6 protein-coding genes are annotated in these 13,502 nt (G+C 74.5%); 2 read left to right on the top strand and 4 right to left on the bottom strand.

Annotated elements, in window-relative coordinates; genetic code table 11:
- Nucleotides 1-43: 43 nt before the first annotated feature.
- From ABZ883_RS13935 to ABZ883_RS13925, 3 genes are all read right to left on the bottom strand, one after another.
- Nucleotides 44-4,513 carry an FtsK/SpoIIIE domain-containing protein gene (locus tag ABZ883_RS13935; RefSeq protein ID WP_360905840.1) on the bottom strand — a complete coding sequence of 1,490 codons (4,470 nt, stop codon included), beginning with the start codon at nt 4,511-4,513 and terminating at the stop codon, nt 44-46.
- Nucleotides 4,514-4,604: 91 nt separating this feature from the next.
- Nucleotides 4,605-4,901: a WXG100 family type VII secretion target gene (locus ABZ883_RS13930; protein WP_360905839.1), complete on the bottom strand. Its 297-nt coding sequence runs from the start codon at nt 4,899-4,901 to the stop codon at nt 4,605-4,607.
- A gap of 42 nt (nt 4,902-4,943) precedes the next feature.
- Nucleotides 4,944-10,112: a hypothetical protein gene (locus ABZ883_RS13925; RefSeq protein WP_360905838.1), complete on the bottom strand. Its 5,169-nt coding sequence runs from the start codon at nt 10,110-10,112 to the stop codon at nt 4,944-4,946.
- Between the two features lie 154 nt (nt 10,113-10,266).
- Here ABZ883_RS13925 and ABZ883_RS13920 point away from each other — a divergent pair, with 154 nt between their 5' ends.
- Nucleotides 10,267-11,685, top strand: coding sequence for a hypothetical protein (locus ABZ883_RS13920; protein WP_360905837.1), 1,419 nt, complete (start codon nt 10,267-10,269; stop codon nt 11,683-11,685).
- Between the two features lie 47 nt (nt 11,686-11,732).
- On the opposite strand, the gene ABZ883_RS13915 is transcribed toward ABZ883_RS13920, so the two are convergent.
- Nucleotides 11,733-12,515, bottom strand: a complete 783-nt coding sequence (locus ABZ883_RS13915; protein ID WP_360905836.1) for a VOC family protein — start codon at nt 12,513-12,515, stop codon at nt 11,733-11,735.
- A 126-nt stretch (nt 12,516-12,641) separates the two neighbouring features.
- Here ABZ883_RS13915 and ABZ883_RS13910 point away from each other — a divergent pair, with 126 nt between their 5' ends.
- On the top strand, nt 12,642-13,484 hold the full coding sequence (locus tag ABZ883_RS13910; RefSeq protein WP_360905835.1) for a sulfurtransferase: 843 nt from the start codon (nt 12,642-12,644) through the stop codon (nt 13,482-13,484).
- The last annotated feature ends 18 nt before the right edge of the window (nt 13,485-13,502 follow it).

Raw genomic sequence — 13,502 nt, 5'->3', positions numbered from 1 at the left:
GGGCCCGGACGTCCTCGGGGGAGGTCCGGGCCCGTCGCCGTGATCAGCGCGCGCCGCCCGGCTCGGGGACGCGCACGGTGACGTACTTGCCGTCGCCGAGGTGCAGGTACGCCCTGCCGGGTTCGGGGTCGGCCCCCAGCAGGCCGTGCGGCAGCCGGGCGCCGACGGGTTCGCCGTCACTGAGGTTGCGCGGGGCCAGGATCGCCCCGCAGCGGTTGCGGCGGAGCGCGACCTGCCAGCCGGTCATGCTGCTGAGGAACGCCTCGTTGTTGCCGGCCGCGATCAGGCCCCAGCCGTCGCCCGCCGCGCCGCGGGCGAAGGTGGTGAGGTCGGAGTCGATCTCGGAGTGGGCCAGCATGTCGGCATCGTCCAGCAGGATGGCACCGGTCGGGCTGTCGACACCGTGCAGCGCCCTGCGGAAGTCGGCCAGGGCCACGTCCGGGTCGGTGAGGACGTCCACGACGCCCGGCCGGCCGGCCAGCGCGCGGAGCGGGGACGGCCGGGGCGCGACGACGACCAGCTTGTTCCCGCGGGCGAGCAGCGACCGGGCCATGGTGAGCAGGACCGTGCTGCGCCCCGAGCGGGGCGGGCCGGCGATGACGAACGTCGGGACGGCAGCCAGGTCCGTGCCCACGGCGGACAGTTCGTCGCCGCCCACACCGACCATCGCCCACAACGGGGAGGCGTCCCGGGGCACACGGGCCAGGGCGTCCTCGAAGGAGAACCGGTCGGGGAGCACGTCCACCCGGAACGGGCGGAGCTGGGCCGGCACGGCCCGGTCCCGCTCGGCGGTCAGCTTGGCGATCCGGTCCAGGGCGGCCGCCTGCGCCGCGCCACTGGGGTCGGCGTCGACGAGGGCGATCTGGACGCTGCAGGTGTCCTTGAGTCGGATGGCGCGGCCGGCGGGCAGCTCGGCGGGTATCTCCCGGTAGGGCACGCCGACGGCGGAGTAGTCGTTGCGGTCGTTGAGCCGCAGCACGAGCTTGTCCTCGGTGGTGGAGACGAACCGGGACGAGGTCAGGATCCGGTCGCCGGTCAGGACGAGATGGATGCCGACGGCGGCGCCCTCGCGCAGCAGCAGGAGCATCTTCTCCATGACGCTGCCCTGGTCGTAGCTGCCGAAGTCGCGCTCGAACGCCTCGAAGCGGTCCACCAGGACCAGCAGGTGGGGCGGGCGCTTGAGAGGGCCGCGGCGCCGGCGCAGCTCGGTGAGGTCGGCGAGCCCGCCGCGGCCGAGCTGGGCCCGGCGGCTGTTCAGTTCGGCGACCAGCCGGTTGAGCAGCCGGACGACGCGCTCGACCTGACCGCGGTCGACGACGGCACCGCAGTGCGGCAGCCCGGCCAGTGCCTGCAGGGCGCCGTTGCCGCAGTCCAGGCCGTAGAGGTGGACGTCGGCGGTGCTGTGGTCGCGGGCCACGGCGGCGGCCAGGGTGCGCAGCGCCTGGGAGCGGCCGCTGCGCGGGGCGCCGATGAGATGGAGGTGGCCCATCTGGTCGAAGTCGAAGGCGAGATCGGTCCTGGCCTGTTCCGCGGGCACGTCGACCTGGCCGAACACGACCGGGGTGAGGCGGCCTTCGGCGTCGTAGGACGGGCCGCCGCCCTCGGGCAGCGCGTACGAGTCCGGCAGCGGCGGCAGCCACGGGCGGCGGGGCTCGGGGATGCCCAGCAGTTCGGTGGCCGCCCCGATGCCCTGGACCAGGACGGCGAGGTCGGTGACGGTCTGGACGGTGCGCTGCTCCCCGTCCCCGCGGCGGGTGGGCGGCGGGTCGCCGAGCTCCTCCCAGTGCAGTTCGGTGACGAGGGGAGCCGGGTGGCCGCCCTCGGCGGCGGCGGTGAGGTCGGGGCGGCGGCCGCCGATCCGGCCCGTCTGGAACGGCAGCAGGACGGCGTGGCCGAGCCGGGCGTAGGCGCGACCAGGGGTGCGGGGCGAGAGCTGCCCGGCGTCGGGGGCGTCGATGATGTCGCGGCTCTCGGCCGGGTCGGTGGTGCGCAGGGCGATCCGCAGGTTGGTGTTGGCGCGGATGTCGGCGGTGACGGCGCCGGAGGGGCGCTGGGTGGCGAGGATCAGGTGGATGCCGAGCGACCGGCCGCGCTGGGCGATGTTGACGAGTCCGGAGACGAAGTCGGGCAGTTCGCGCACCATGGAGGCGAACTCGTCGATGACCAGGACGAGTCGCGGCATCGGGCCGAGTTCGCCGCGGCGGGCGCGCTTGTCCGTGTAGTCGTCGATGTCCTTGGCACCCGCGTCGGCCAGGATGTGCTCACGGCGGCGCAGTTCGGCGCCGAGGGAGGTCAGGGCGCGCTCGACGAGATGGGTGTCGAGGTCGGTGACCATGCCGACGGTGTGCGGGAGGTCCTCGCACTCGGCGAAGGCACTGCCGCCCTTGTAGTCGACGAGGACGAAGTTCAGCTCGTCCGGCCGGTTGGCGACGGCCAGCGACGCCACGAGCGACTGCAGCAGCTCGGACTTGCCGGAGCCGGTGGTGCCGGCGATCAATCCGTGCGGCCCGTCCGCCTTGAGGTCGACGGCGAACGGCCCGTCGACGCCCTCCCCGAGGACGGCCCTGGTGCTGCGCGCGGACACCGCCCACCCGGCGGCGACGGCCTCGGCGGTGGGCGGTTCCAGGCCGAGGACGTCCAGCAGCCGCGCCGACGTGGGCAGAAGGCCCTCCTCGCCGTCGTCGCCGACGTCCCGCACGGGAGCCAGCGCGCGGGCGACGCCGGTGAACCAGGCGGGCTCGGGCGCGTCCATGAGGACGCCGGTCACCGGTTCCACGCCGGCCTGGCGGATCCACAGACCGCCGACCCCGGCGACCGCGACGGCCTGGCACTCCTCGGGCAGCAACCGTTCCTCGTCGTCCAGGCAGAGCGCGTACACGCCGACCTCGGGGCCGTCGCGGAGGATCTGGATGACACCGGGCAGGGCGCGCAGCCGGCGGGCGCCGTCCAGGACCACGAGCACGTCGGGCTCCCCGGCGGCGCCACCGCGCGGGGCGTTGCGGCCCGCGGCCTTGCGGGCGGCGATCAGCGCGCTGAGCTCGGCGACACGGCGCCCCAGGGATTCGGCGCCGGAGCCGACGAGGCTCACGGTGTCCTCGCCCTGCGGTGCGCAGTGCGGCAGCCAGTGGACCCAGGACCAGCGGTCCGCGCCCGACGAGCCGGACAGCACGTGGATCCGCAGGTCGGAGGGGCTGTGCAGGACCGCGGCCTGGGCGACGAGCCAGCGTGCCAGGGACGCCATGATGTCGGCGCCGCTGCCGTCGGCGGGGGCGCCGCCGACCCGCAGCGCCGCGTCGGAGGCCCGTACGTCGGCGGCCAGGCCCACGACGCCCGCCTCGCGGAACGGGACCGCGACGGGCACGGCGTGCGTGGTGCGGGTGACCCGGCGGCGGTGCTCGGCCTCGGCGGGGTCGTCCAGCTCGACCCAGGCGGGCCGGTCGGCCACCCCGAACCGGAGCAGCAGGAAGTCGTCGTCCCGCCACCGGCGTTCCCACAGCCGGCGCCGGGGGCCGGCGGCGATCAGCAGGGCGGTGGCCGGGTCGGGGCAGGCCGCGCGGCGGGCGGCCTGTTCGGCGAGCACCGCCTCCTCGACCTCCTGGTCGAGCTCGGCCTTGGTCTCCTTGTACACGGCGAGTTGCTCCGCGTACGTCTCCTTGCCGCGCCGCTTGGCGGTGAGCTGGCTGACCAGGGCCATGACCGGCGAGAGCAGGCCGAACAGGAGCATGCGGGAGTTGCCGGTCAGCGCCGTCATGGCACCGGACATGACGAGCGGGGCGAAGATCATCGGCAGCTGGAGTCTGCTGCGGGCCTGCTTCCCGGGCGGCCGTGGCAGCGTGAAACGGTTCTTCGGGGCGGGCGGGAGCAGCCGGGGCGGCCGGTTGTAGTCGAGCCCGGTCCCGTCGGCCGAGGGGACCACGGCGGCGTCGGGCGCGGTGGGTGCGGCCCGCTCCAGCAGGACGGGCCCGCAGGTGAGCACGCCGCCGACGGGCCAGTCCCGCCAGTCGTCGCCGCCGGTCAGCTCGGTGCCGTCCAGCCGCAGGGCCTGGCCGTGCGCGGCGCGTACCGAGACGCCGCCGTTCACGGCGACGACGAGATGGGCGGCGACGGCGGGGAGGTCGCCCGCGGGCGGGCGGACGCGGGCCGTCGCGACGGAGCCGATGTCGAAGTTGCCCGGCGGCAGCCGGAACACCGATCCGGCGCCCGTGCCGCCGATGGCGCGCAGCTCGGCCACGCCCTCGGGCTCCTGGCCGCCCCGCGGCACGTCGAGCGGCGTCCCGAGGGAGAGCAGGCCGCCCGCGCGCAGTCCGGCGGCGGCCACGGCCTGTTCCCCGGGAAGCCGCTCGGCGCCCGCGTACAGGGCGGGCGGGTCGTCGTCGGGAGCCGTACCGCGCACCGACCGGGCGATCTCTCCGGCGAGTTCGCCGACCGGGACACCGGGCTCGGTGTCGATCACGATGTCGGCCGCCCGGCCCGACCGGGGATCCGGGTCGACGACGGTGACGGTCAGGCGCATGGGGCTGATCCTCGGTTCTTTCCGGAGCGAACGGGCGGAGCGGTACGGGCCGGACCGCAGGCATGTCCGGCCCGTCCGCCCCTTCGGGGTGTCAGTGGGGGAGGCTGTTGCCGAGCTGGTTGTCGGTCTCGGTGAAGCCCTCGCCGACGCTCTTGACGTACTGGGAGATGCCGGGGAGGCCCTCGATGACGTCGTTGTAGCCCTTGTGGAAGGACTCGAAGAAGGGGCGGAACTTCGTCTCGGCGGCGGGCGTGCGGTAGCCGTCGGCCAGCAGGTTGTCGATATCGGTCTTGATCTTGCGGAGCTGGGCGATGGCCTGGTCGTACTCGTTGGTGACCGTCGCCGACGTGGAGTCGGTGATCTCGGTCTTGACGTCGAACTGGGGCATGGGGGCTGGTCCTCTCCTGGTGGTGCGGGCGGGTCGGTCGGGTCAGTGGCCCGGGGTCTGCCCGCTCTGCTCGGCCCGGATGTGGGCGAGCTCCTCGGGGGTGAGCGACACCGGGCCCTCCGGCTGCGGGGGGTTGAGCAGTTCCCGGTTCTGGTTGTCGTTGGCGGTGTTGATGAACTTCACCGGGATGTCGGTGTAAAGGACCTCCGGGCCCTTCGTGTTGAAGATGTGGCTGTTCTCCAGCTGCTTGTTGGTGACGCCGTTGGCGACCGAGGTGCCCACCCCGAGGCCGGCGTTCTCCAGCGCGGTCGTGGGGTCCGCGCCCAGGGCGATCTGGACACCGGCGACGGAGAAGTTCTGGATGACGCCCTTGAGCGCGCCGCGGGCGGCCTCCCAGGCGAACTCCCGGTAGTCGTCGGGCTTCAGGGTGCTGCCCACGTTGAAGTCGTAGTCGTCCACGGGCGAGTGCTGCTCGGTGAAGCCGCCGGAGCCGTCGATGCCGGCCACCTTGGTGCCGCCCGCGTCCCGGACCGTGACGGCGCTGCTGTCGCCCGCGGTGAAGGTGTGCGTGGTGCCGTTGCTGTCCACCGACCCGGTGACCCCGCTGTGGCCGACGTGCAGCGTGCTGGTCTCGCCGTTGCCCGCGTACCGGAAGTCGGCCGAGCCGTGCGGGTTCTGGGTGATCGTCACACCGCTGCCGGGGTCGGTGGTGGTGGCGGTGCCGTGGTCGACGGTGGTGCCGGGGGCCCCGCCGGGCGGGGTGAACGCGGCGGGACCGCCGAGGGTGGTGACCGTGGTGCCGTCGCTGAGCGTGGCCGTCTGGTGGGCGGGGACCGACGGCCCCTGCTGCCCCGGCGGCGGGGTGACGGCGGGGTGGTCGGTGACATGGACGCCGGGGCCGCCGACGAGGCTGTTGTCGGGCCGTACGGTGACGGAGTCGCCCGCGCCGCCCGGGCCGCCCACCTGGAAGGTCCCGTTGCCGGTGTGGCCGACGTGGAGGCCGCCGCTGGTGACGCTTGAGCCGCCGCCCCAGATCGGCACCTGCACGGTCGGGCCGCCCGGGTGGTTCGCGCCGACGGTGAAGGTCGCGGGCGGTCCCTGCGGGGCGAAGGGGCTGTCCTTGCCGGGCAGGACGCCGGACTTCTCGGCCGGTGTGGTCGCGTTGGGGAAGCCGCTGTCGGACTTGGTGACCGTGACGTTGCCGGTGTCCACCGTGGACCGGCCGCCGAAACCGCCGGTGTGGTGGATGGTGGGGCCCCCGCCGGGCGTCCGCACGGTGACGCCGCCCTGGCCGTCGCCGGTCACGGTGGACACGGGCGTCTGCCCCGGTCCGTTGCCGATCGGGTTGCCGCCGGTGTCGACGGGACTGCCGTGCGCGTCGACCGGGCCGTTCGGGTTGGGGCCCAGGTGTGTGACACCGCCGGGGCTGTAACTCCCGGTCCCCGCGCCGTGTTCGACGGTCACGTGCCCGTCGCCGTTGTGGGTGACGGTGCTGCCGGGCGCGGCGTAGGAGTGGGCGCCCTGGGTGGTGACGGTGGTGCCGGCCGCCCCGTTGGTCAGCGTGTTGTCGCCGCCGACGAGCGGGGGGCCGCCGATGTACGCCGGGCCCTTGCCCGGCGGGGTGTGGACCGCACCGCCGTCGTGCGTCGCCGTGATCGTCGCCCCGCTGGGCGAATTCTCCACGCTGAGCTGACCGTTGCCGTCGACGGTGTGGCCGGTGCCGGACCTGTCGTCGACCGTCCGCGTGGTGAAGTGGCCGTTCCCGTCCGGGGTGAGCGTGGTGGTGTGGCCGTTGCCGGCCGCCGTGACCGTGCCGTGGTCGCTGCTGACGCTCTGCCCGGAGGTGTTGGTGACGGTGACCGACTGCCCGCCGGCCTCGACGGTGCCGTCGGGGCCGGTCACGTGCACCGAGCCGTCGGCGGAGGAGGTCGTGGTGGTGGTGGTCCCGCCGGCGCCCTGCTGGCGGAAGCTGACGCCGTTGTTGCCCGGCCCGGCCTGCACGGTGACGCCCTGGGAGCTGATCCCGTTCCCGCCCACCTGGGCCCGGACCGGGTTGCCCTGACCGTCGGGGTGGGTGATGTCCGCGGTCGGGTGGTGGGCGCCGTCCGTGCCGGGGCGGACGGTGAACGCGCCGCCCTGGCCGTCGTTCACGGTCGCGGCCGCGCCGCCCGCGCCGCTGTCGACGGTGGTGCCCTGCCCGACCGGCGCGCTGGAGACCGTGCCGTCGCCGGTGGCCACCAGGCCGCCGTTGACGTGCGTGGTGGCGCCGTTCGGGCCGAGCGTCGTCGTGCTGCCGCCGACGGCGACCGTGGCCCCGCCGTTCTGGCCGAGCGTCACCGACACCGCCGGCGGCGCGCCGGGAGCTCCCGCCGTGATGCCGCCGGGGCCGCTGTGCGCGGTGAACCCGGGCCCGGTGGCGGTCGTGCCGTTCGGGCCGGTGGTCACGTGGAACCCGCCGGAGTCGAGGGTCGTGGTGCCGCCGGAGAACGAGGCCGTCGTGGTGACGACGTGCCCGCCGCCGTCCACGGTGCTCGTTCCCCGCACGCCGACCGTCGGCGTTCCGTGGCCGTCCACGGAGACCGTCAGGTTGCCGTGGGTCACCGGGTGACCGGGGGCCGCCTGCGCCAGTGGCGGGGGCTGGGTGGGGACGCCGTCCGGCCCCGGAGGGCCGGTCTGGCCGGGGACGGGGGTGATCGCACCGTCCGGGCCGACGTGGTACTGGAACCCGCCCTGGGTGAAGTCGGCGGTGCCGTCCGCGTGGACGGTGGTGCCGCCCGTCGTGATGGTGCCGTCCGCGCCCCGGTCGATGCCGCCGGTGGTGAAGGCGCCGTCCTGGCCGACACTGAAGTGGGCACCGTCGGCGCCGGTGAGCGTGACGCCGTCCGGAGTGAAGAACGCCGTGCCCCCGCCCCCGCCCGGGCCGCCCTGCACGGTCACGATGCCGTCGCTGTCCGCGCTGACGGACGGACCGCCCTGCGTCGTCACGTGCACCGCGGAATCGAGTCCGTAATGCCCGGCACTGCTGTCGAACTGCACGGTGGTGTGCGGGGAATGGGGGTCGGGGACGACCGTGAAGCCGTCGCCGCTCAGGTGCGTGGCCGGCCCGCCGATCGAGCTCACCGTCACGGTGCCGTCCGGATGGAGCGTGCCGGTCACCCCGTTGTCCTGGACCGGGACACCGCCGCCGGCCTGCGGCGGTGCGACGTGCTGGTGGCCCGGCAGGTCCACTCCGCCGCCGATGCCGTCCGCGGGAGCCGTGACGTGGTGCCCGGCCAGATTGACGTCGACGGTCCCGCCCGCCCCGGCCCCGGCGTCGTGCGTGACCACCGGGGGATTGCCGGGAGCGCCGTGGAACACCGAGGTGACCTGGCCCTGGTGCTGCACCGAGACCCCGTCCCCGGACACCGTGGTGGTGCCGCCCACGTCGTGGACCGTGAGGCCCCCGGTGTGGATGTCGCCGCCCGCGCCGACCGTGAAGGCAGGCGGGTTCGGGCCGTGCGTCCCGGCCTCCACGGTGCCGCTGAAGGCGACCGTGCCGTCGGCTCCCTGGGTGACGCCCCCGCCGAACGGGCCGTTCGCGGTGCTGAACCCGTGGTCGGTCAGCGTGGTGGTGAGGTGCGAGCCGTTCCCGGCCGGGGTGTCCACACTGGTCTGGGTGCCGTTGTACGTCACCTTGTCGCCCTGAGGGCTCTCGATCGTGTTGGTGCCGCCCGAGGTCTTGGAGGTGAAGCCGTCCGGGGTGGTGGTCTTCGTCGTGGTCTTCGGCTCCGGCGGCGGGTTGCCGTCCGCGGTCGCGGCCGGCTTGGGCGTGGGCGGCTCGGTCTTGGTCTCGGTCGTCGTGCCGTCCGGCGTGGTGACCTTGGTCTTCAGCGCGCCGGTGGTCTGGTCGCCCTCGGTCTTGCTGGTGATGCCGTGGAAGCCGGTCTTCTGCGGCATCTCCCGGCCGTTGACGTGCAGGAGGCTGCCCGGGGTGAAGCTCGACGCGGAGAACGCCTTGCCGATGTTGCTCTTGAACTTGCCTTCCGTGGTGAAGGCGTCCTTGAGGTTGTTGGCGAACTTCGTTCCTCCGAGCACGGCGAAGCCGCCGCCGACGGCCGCGCCCACCGCGGCGCCGGCGAGGATCCTCCCCGCGTCGAGCTGCTTGCCCGCGGCGAGGTCCGAGATGACGGTCGCGGTCGCGCCGAGCGCGAACTCGGTGGTTCCCTCCGCGACCGCCTTCTGCGTCACCACGAAGGCCGGTCTGACCTTGAGTCCGTCGTAGTTGACGCCCCGGCCCAGCGGGGTGAGCACCTTGCGGGTGAAGGTCGAGGTCTTCATCCAGCCCTTGACCGCTGCCGACATGGTGCCCGCACCCCGGCCCGCCGTCGCCAGCGCCTTGCCCAGCGGCGCGAACTTCGAGACGACGTTGCCGAGCCTGCCCAGCTGCCCCAGCAGTACCCCGCCCGGGACGATGGTGAGCAGGCCGACGATCAACTCGCCTATTTCCAGATGGCCCTGGGACACCATCCGGATCACCGACAGTCCGAAGGCGAGGGCACCGATCAGGATGCCGACCACCGGGAAGAAGATCGCGACGAGCCCGGCGAAGATGCCGATGATGATCTCGAAGATGGGGTGGTCGGCGAGCCAGTCGCCGATCTTCTGGAAGATGTTCCGTGCCGGAATGGCCTGGTCGGCCGCCTCGTCCAGGGCCCGGGACGCCGCGGCGGACCCGTCCGCGCGCATCTGCTGGGCCTGCTGGGCCAGCGCCGTCGCCGCGGACAGCTCCGACTTGGCGTTGCTGACCTCCGTCACCCGCTCGCCGTGACTGGTCGTCTCCTCGGGCGTGGCGTTCTGCGGCAGGTCGGGGACGACGACGGAGGCGGTCGTCGCGACGGGCCCGCCCTGGTCGATCGCCCGGTCGAGCAGGCTCTGCGCCTCGGCGAGCACACCGGCGTAGACGGAGTACGCGTCGGCCGCCGAGTGGAAGGACGTCCGCGTCCGGTCCAGGAAGCGCGGCATGTCCTTGATCTTGTCCTGCAGGGCGGCCATCGCCTGGCCCTTGCCGTGCCGGATCGCCGCGTCGGTGCCGAGCAACCGGTAGGCCTGGTCCGCCTGGTCGCCGAGGTCCCGGTACGTCCGCGAGAGGGTGCGGATGGCCTCCGGGTCGCCCGGGGTGGGGTCGCTGCCGAAACCGAGCGCTTCCCACCCGCTGGTGTGCCGTCTCGCCATAGCGCGGCCGCCCTTCCCCGATCGTTCATCACTCGGCCGTGCCAGGAGTAACTCCGGTATGGCTAGGCTCAGTTCACGACTCAACTTTCCCCCGCCCGAGTGAACTGTTCATGACAGTAGTGTTGCGGGCGGGAACTGCTCAGGAGGATGGGGATTGCGCTCCGCACACGATTCGGCCACCCGCGCAGCGGCCGCGCTGGTCCTGGCCCTCGGGACCGCCGTCGCCGCGACCGCCCTGCTGCCCGCGCGGACGGCGTCGGCGGCCCCGGCCCGTGCGGCCGGCGCGGTGGCCGTCACCGCGGACGCCGCGGACGGCGTCGGGTACCACGCCGTCACCTTCCCCGAGCGGAACGGCGGGCAGGCGCAGACCCTGCTCACCATGGCCGAGCGCACCCTCGGCGACCGCGACCGGTTCGGCCTCGACATCGGCCGCGCGCTCCCCGACGCCCCCGGCTCCGCTCCGCGCCTGCCCGGGGTCACGGCCGCCCCCGCGGTGTTGATCCCGGGACACACCTCCACCGTCACGGCCGCCGCCGGCGCGCGGATTCCGGTCGGCCCTCTCGTTCTCGGCGGCGTCGGACTCGCCCTGCTGACCGTCCTCATCACCGCCCGCCGTCCCCTGGCCCGGATCGCCCGCCGCGCCGGCACCGCCGTGCGCGCCGCCGCCCGGGTGCTGCGCCCGCGCCTGCCGCGCGCCGCCCAGCGAGCCCTGCGCCGCCGGCGCCGGGCCGCCCTGGGACGTTCCCTGGTCACCGACACCCGCACGCTCGCCGTCGTACGGCACACCCTGCGCGAGCTGTCGGCCGCGCCCGGCACCGGCAACGGCACCGGCAGCACCCGCGTCTACAGCGTGCTCGCCCTCCCCACCAAGATGCTCGCCGCCGTCACCTCCGCCGAGCCCGCCCCGCAAGGGTGGAACGCCCTCGACGCAACCCGCTGGGAGCGCGCGGGAGTTCCCACCTCTGTCGAGGACGGTGACCTGGCCGGCGGCCTGCCCCTCCCGCTCCTGGCCCGGGTGGGTGTGACCGAGCGCGGCCACGCCCAGGTCCTGGTCGACCTCGGCCAGCTCAACGGGACCCTCAGCATCCTCGGCGACCTGCCGGTGGCCCGGGACACCCTGGCGGCGATGGTGCGCAGCCTGCTGGAGAGCGCGGGCCGGGACGACGAGCTGACGGTGGTGGCCGTCGACCCGGCCCGTACCGTACTGCCCGACCTGCACGCCCAGCACGGACTGCTGCGCGTCCCCGGCCTGGAGGACGTCAGCGGCGGATCCCGGTCCCCGATGGCCGTCCCCGCGCCGGAAGTCGGCGCGGGCCTCATCCGCAGTGCCACCCGCACCGGCCCCGTGACCGGCGTCCTCGTGCTGGCCCGGCCGCCCGCCGAGAAGGACCTGCCAGCGCTCGCCCGGCTCTCCTCCCGGGACGGCGGCTGGATCGTGCTCGCCATCGGGGACGTCCCGGGCGCCCACTGGCGCTGGTACGCGGAGGAGGACGGCACCGTCGACACCGGGATCCTCGGCCACAAGGCCTTCGTCCCGGTCCAGAGCGCGCCGGCGCACGCGGGCACGGGCTGACCGCCGGGGGCCGTGCGCGCCGCCCGCGAGACGGCCGGTGGACCGGCTCAGGCCGGCAGCGGCTCGGTGCGGATCAGGGTGAACACCGCGCCCTCGGGGTCGGTGACGGTCGCGACCCGCCCGTACGCGGAGTCGCGCGGCGCGCGCAGGACGCTGCCGCCGAGCTGGACCACCTGGCGGGCCGCCGCGTCGGTGTCGGCCACCTCGAAGTACGCCATCCAATGCGCGCCGCGATCGCGCGGCAGACCCTGGCCGACTCCGTGGATGCCGCCCACCGGGCGGCCGTCGAGCTGCAGGGTGAGGTAGTCGAAGTCCGTCGAGACGATGTGCTGGGTCTCGAAGCCGAAGACCAGCGAGTAGAAGGCGGCGACCATCGACGACTCACGGGTGACCAGTTCGTTCCAGACGGGCGAGCCCGGTTCGCCGGAGGTCTCGATGCCCCGGTGGCGGACGGCCTGCCAGATCCCGAACACCGCGCCCAGCGGGTCCAGGGCGATCGCCAGCCGCCCCGCGTCGTCCGCGTCCAGCGGGCCCACGCCGACCGTGCCGCCGCAACCCCGGACCAGTTCGGCGGTCTTGTCGGCGTCGTCGGCGGCGAAGTACGTGGTCCACGCGTGCGGCAGATGCCGGTCCCGGGGCAGTTCGCCGATGCCGGCCACGCTCTTCCCGTCCAGCGTGGCGCGCACATAGGTGCCCAGCGAGGACGGACCGGGGTGGAACTCCCAGCCGAACAGGTGGCCGTAGAACTCCTGCGTGGCCTCGACACCGCGTGCCAGCAGGCTGACCCAGCACGGTGTCCCGTGCGGGTGGCGGTTCCCTACCTCGGTCATCGGTTCTCTCCTGGAAGCGGCGCTCGGGGGTGCGGAGGAGGTACCACAGCAATGCTCGCACCACAGGGCGCGCCGCTACGGGGGCCGCGCCGCAGGGTCCCCGCGCCGGGTGACCACAATGGGCTTATGCATCCTGTCATTACCGTAACCGAATTGGCCGCGCAGCCGAAGGGCGCGTCAGACGGCGGGCCGGTCCTGCTCGACGTGCGCTACCGGATGGGCGGGCCGCCCGGACGCCCCGAGTACGCGGCGGGCCACCTGCCCGGCGCGCACTACGTCGACCTGGAGTCCGAACTCGCCGGGGCACCCGGTGACGCCGGCCGCCATCCGCTGCCGGACGTGGAGGTGTTCGCGGCCGCCATGCGGCGCGCGGGCGTCGGCCGGGACCGCGACGTCGTCGTCTACGACGACTGGCAGGGCTGGGGCGCCGCCCGCGCCTGGTGGCTGCTGCGCTGGGCCGGGCACGAGCGGGTACGGGTGCTGGACGGCGGCCTCTCCGCCTGGACGGCGGCAGGGCTTCCCCTGGAGACGGACGTCCCGGCCGGCGAGAACGGGGACTTCACGGCCGTCCCCGGCGGGCTGCCGCTGCTCGACGCCGACGGCGCGGCGGAACTGGCCCGCGGCGGCGTACTGCTCGACGCGCGGGCGTCCGAGCGCTACCGCGGTGAGGTCGAGCCCGTCGATCCCGTCGCCGGGCACATCCCGGGTGCGGTCAGCGCCCCCACGACGGAGAACGTCGACCCCGCCACCGGGCTGTTCCTCCCGCCCGGCGACCTCGCCGCCCGCTTCCTGGGCGTCGGTGCCGCCGAGGGCACCGCGGTCGGGGTCTACTGCGGTTCGGGCGTCTCCGGTGCCCACGAGGTGCTCGCGCTCGCCGCGGCGGGTGTGCCCGCCGCCCTGTACGTCGGCTCCTGGAGCGAGTGGTCGCACACCGGCCGGCCCGTCGCGACGGGCCCCCAGCCGGGCTGAGGCCCGGGTCTCCCACCT

Source organism: Streptomyces sp. NPDC046977 (assembly GCF_040644455.1).
In the GTDB taxonomy this organism is placed as follows: domain Bacteria; phylum Actinomycetota; class Actinomycetes; order Streptomycetales; family Streptomycetaceae; genus Actinacidiphila.
This window is presented reverse-complemented; position numbering and strand designations above follow the sequence as displayed.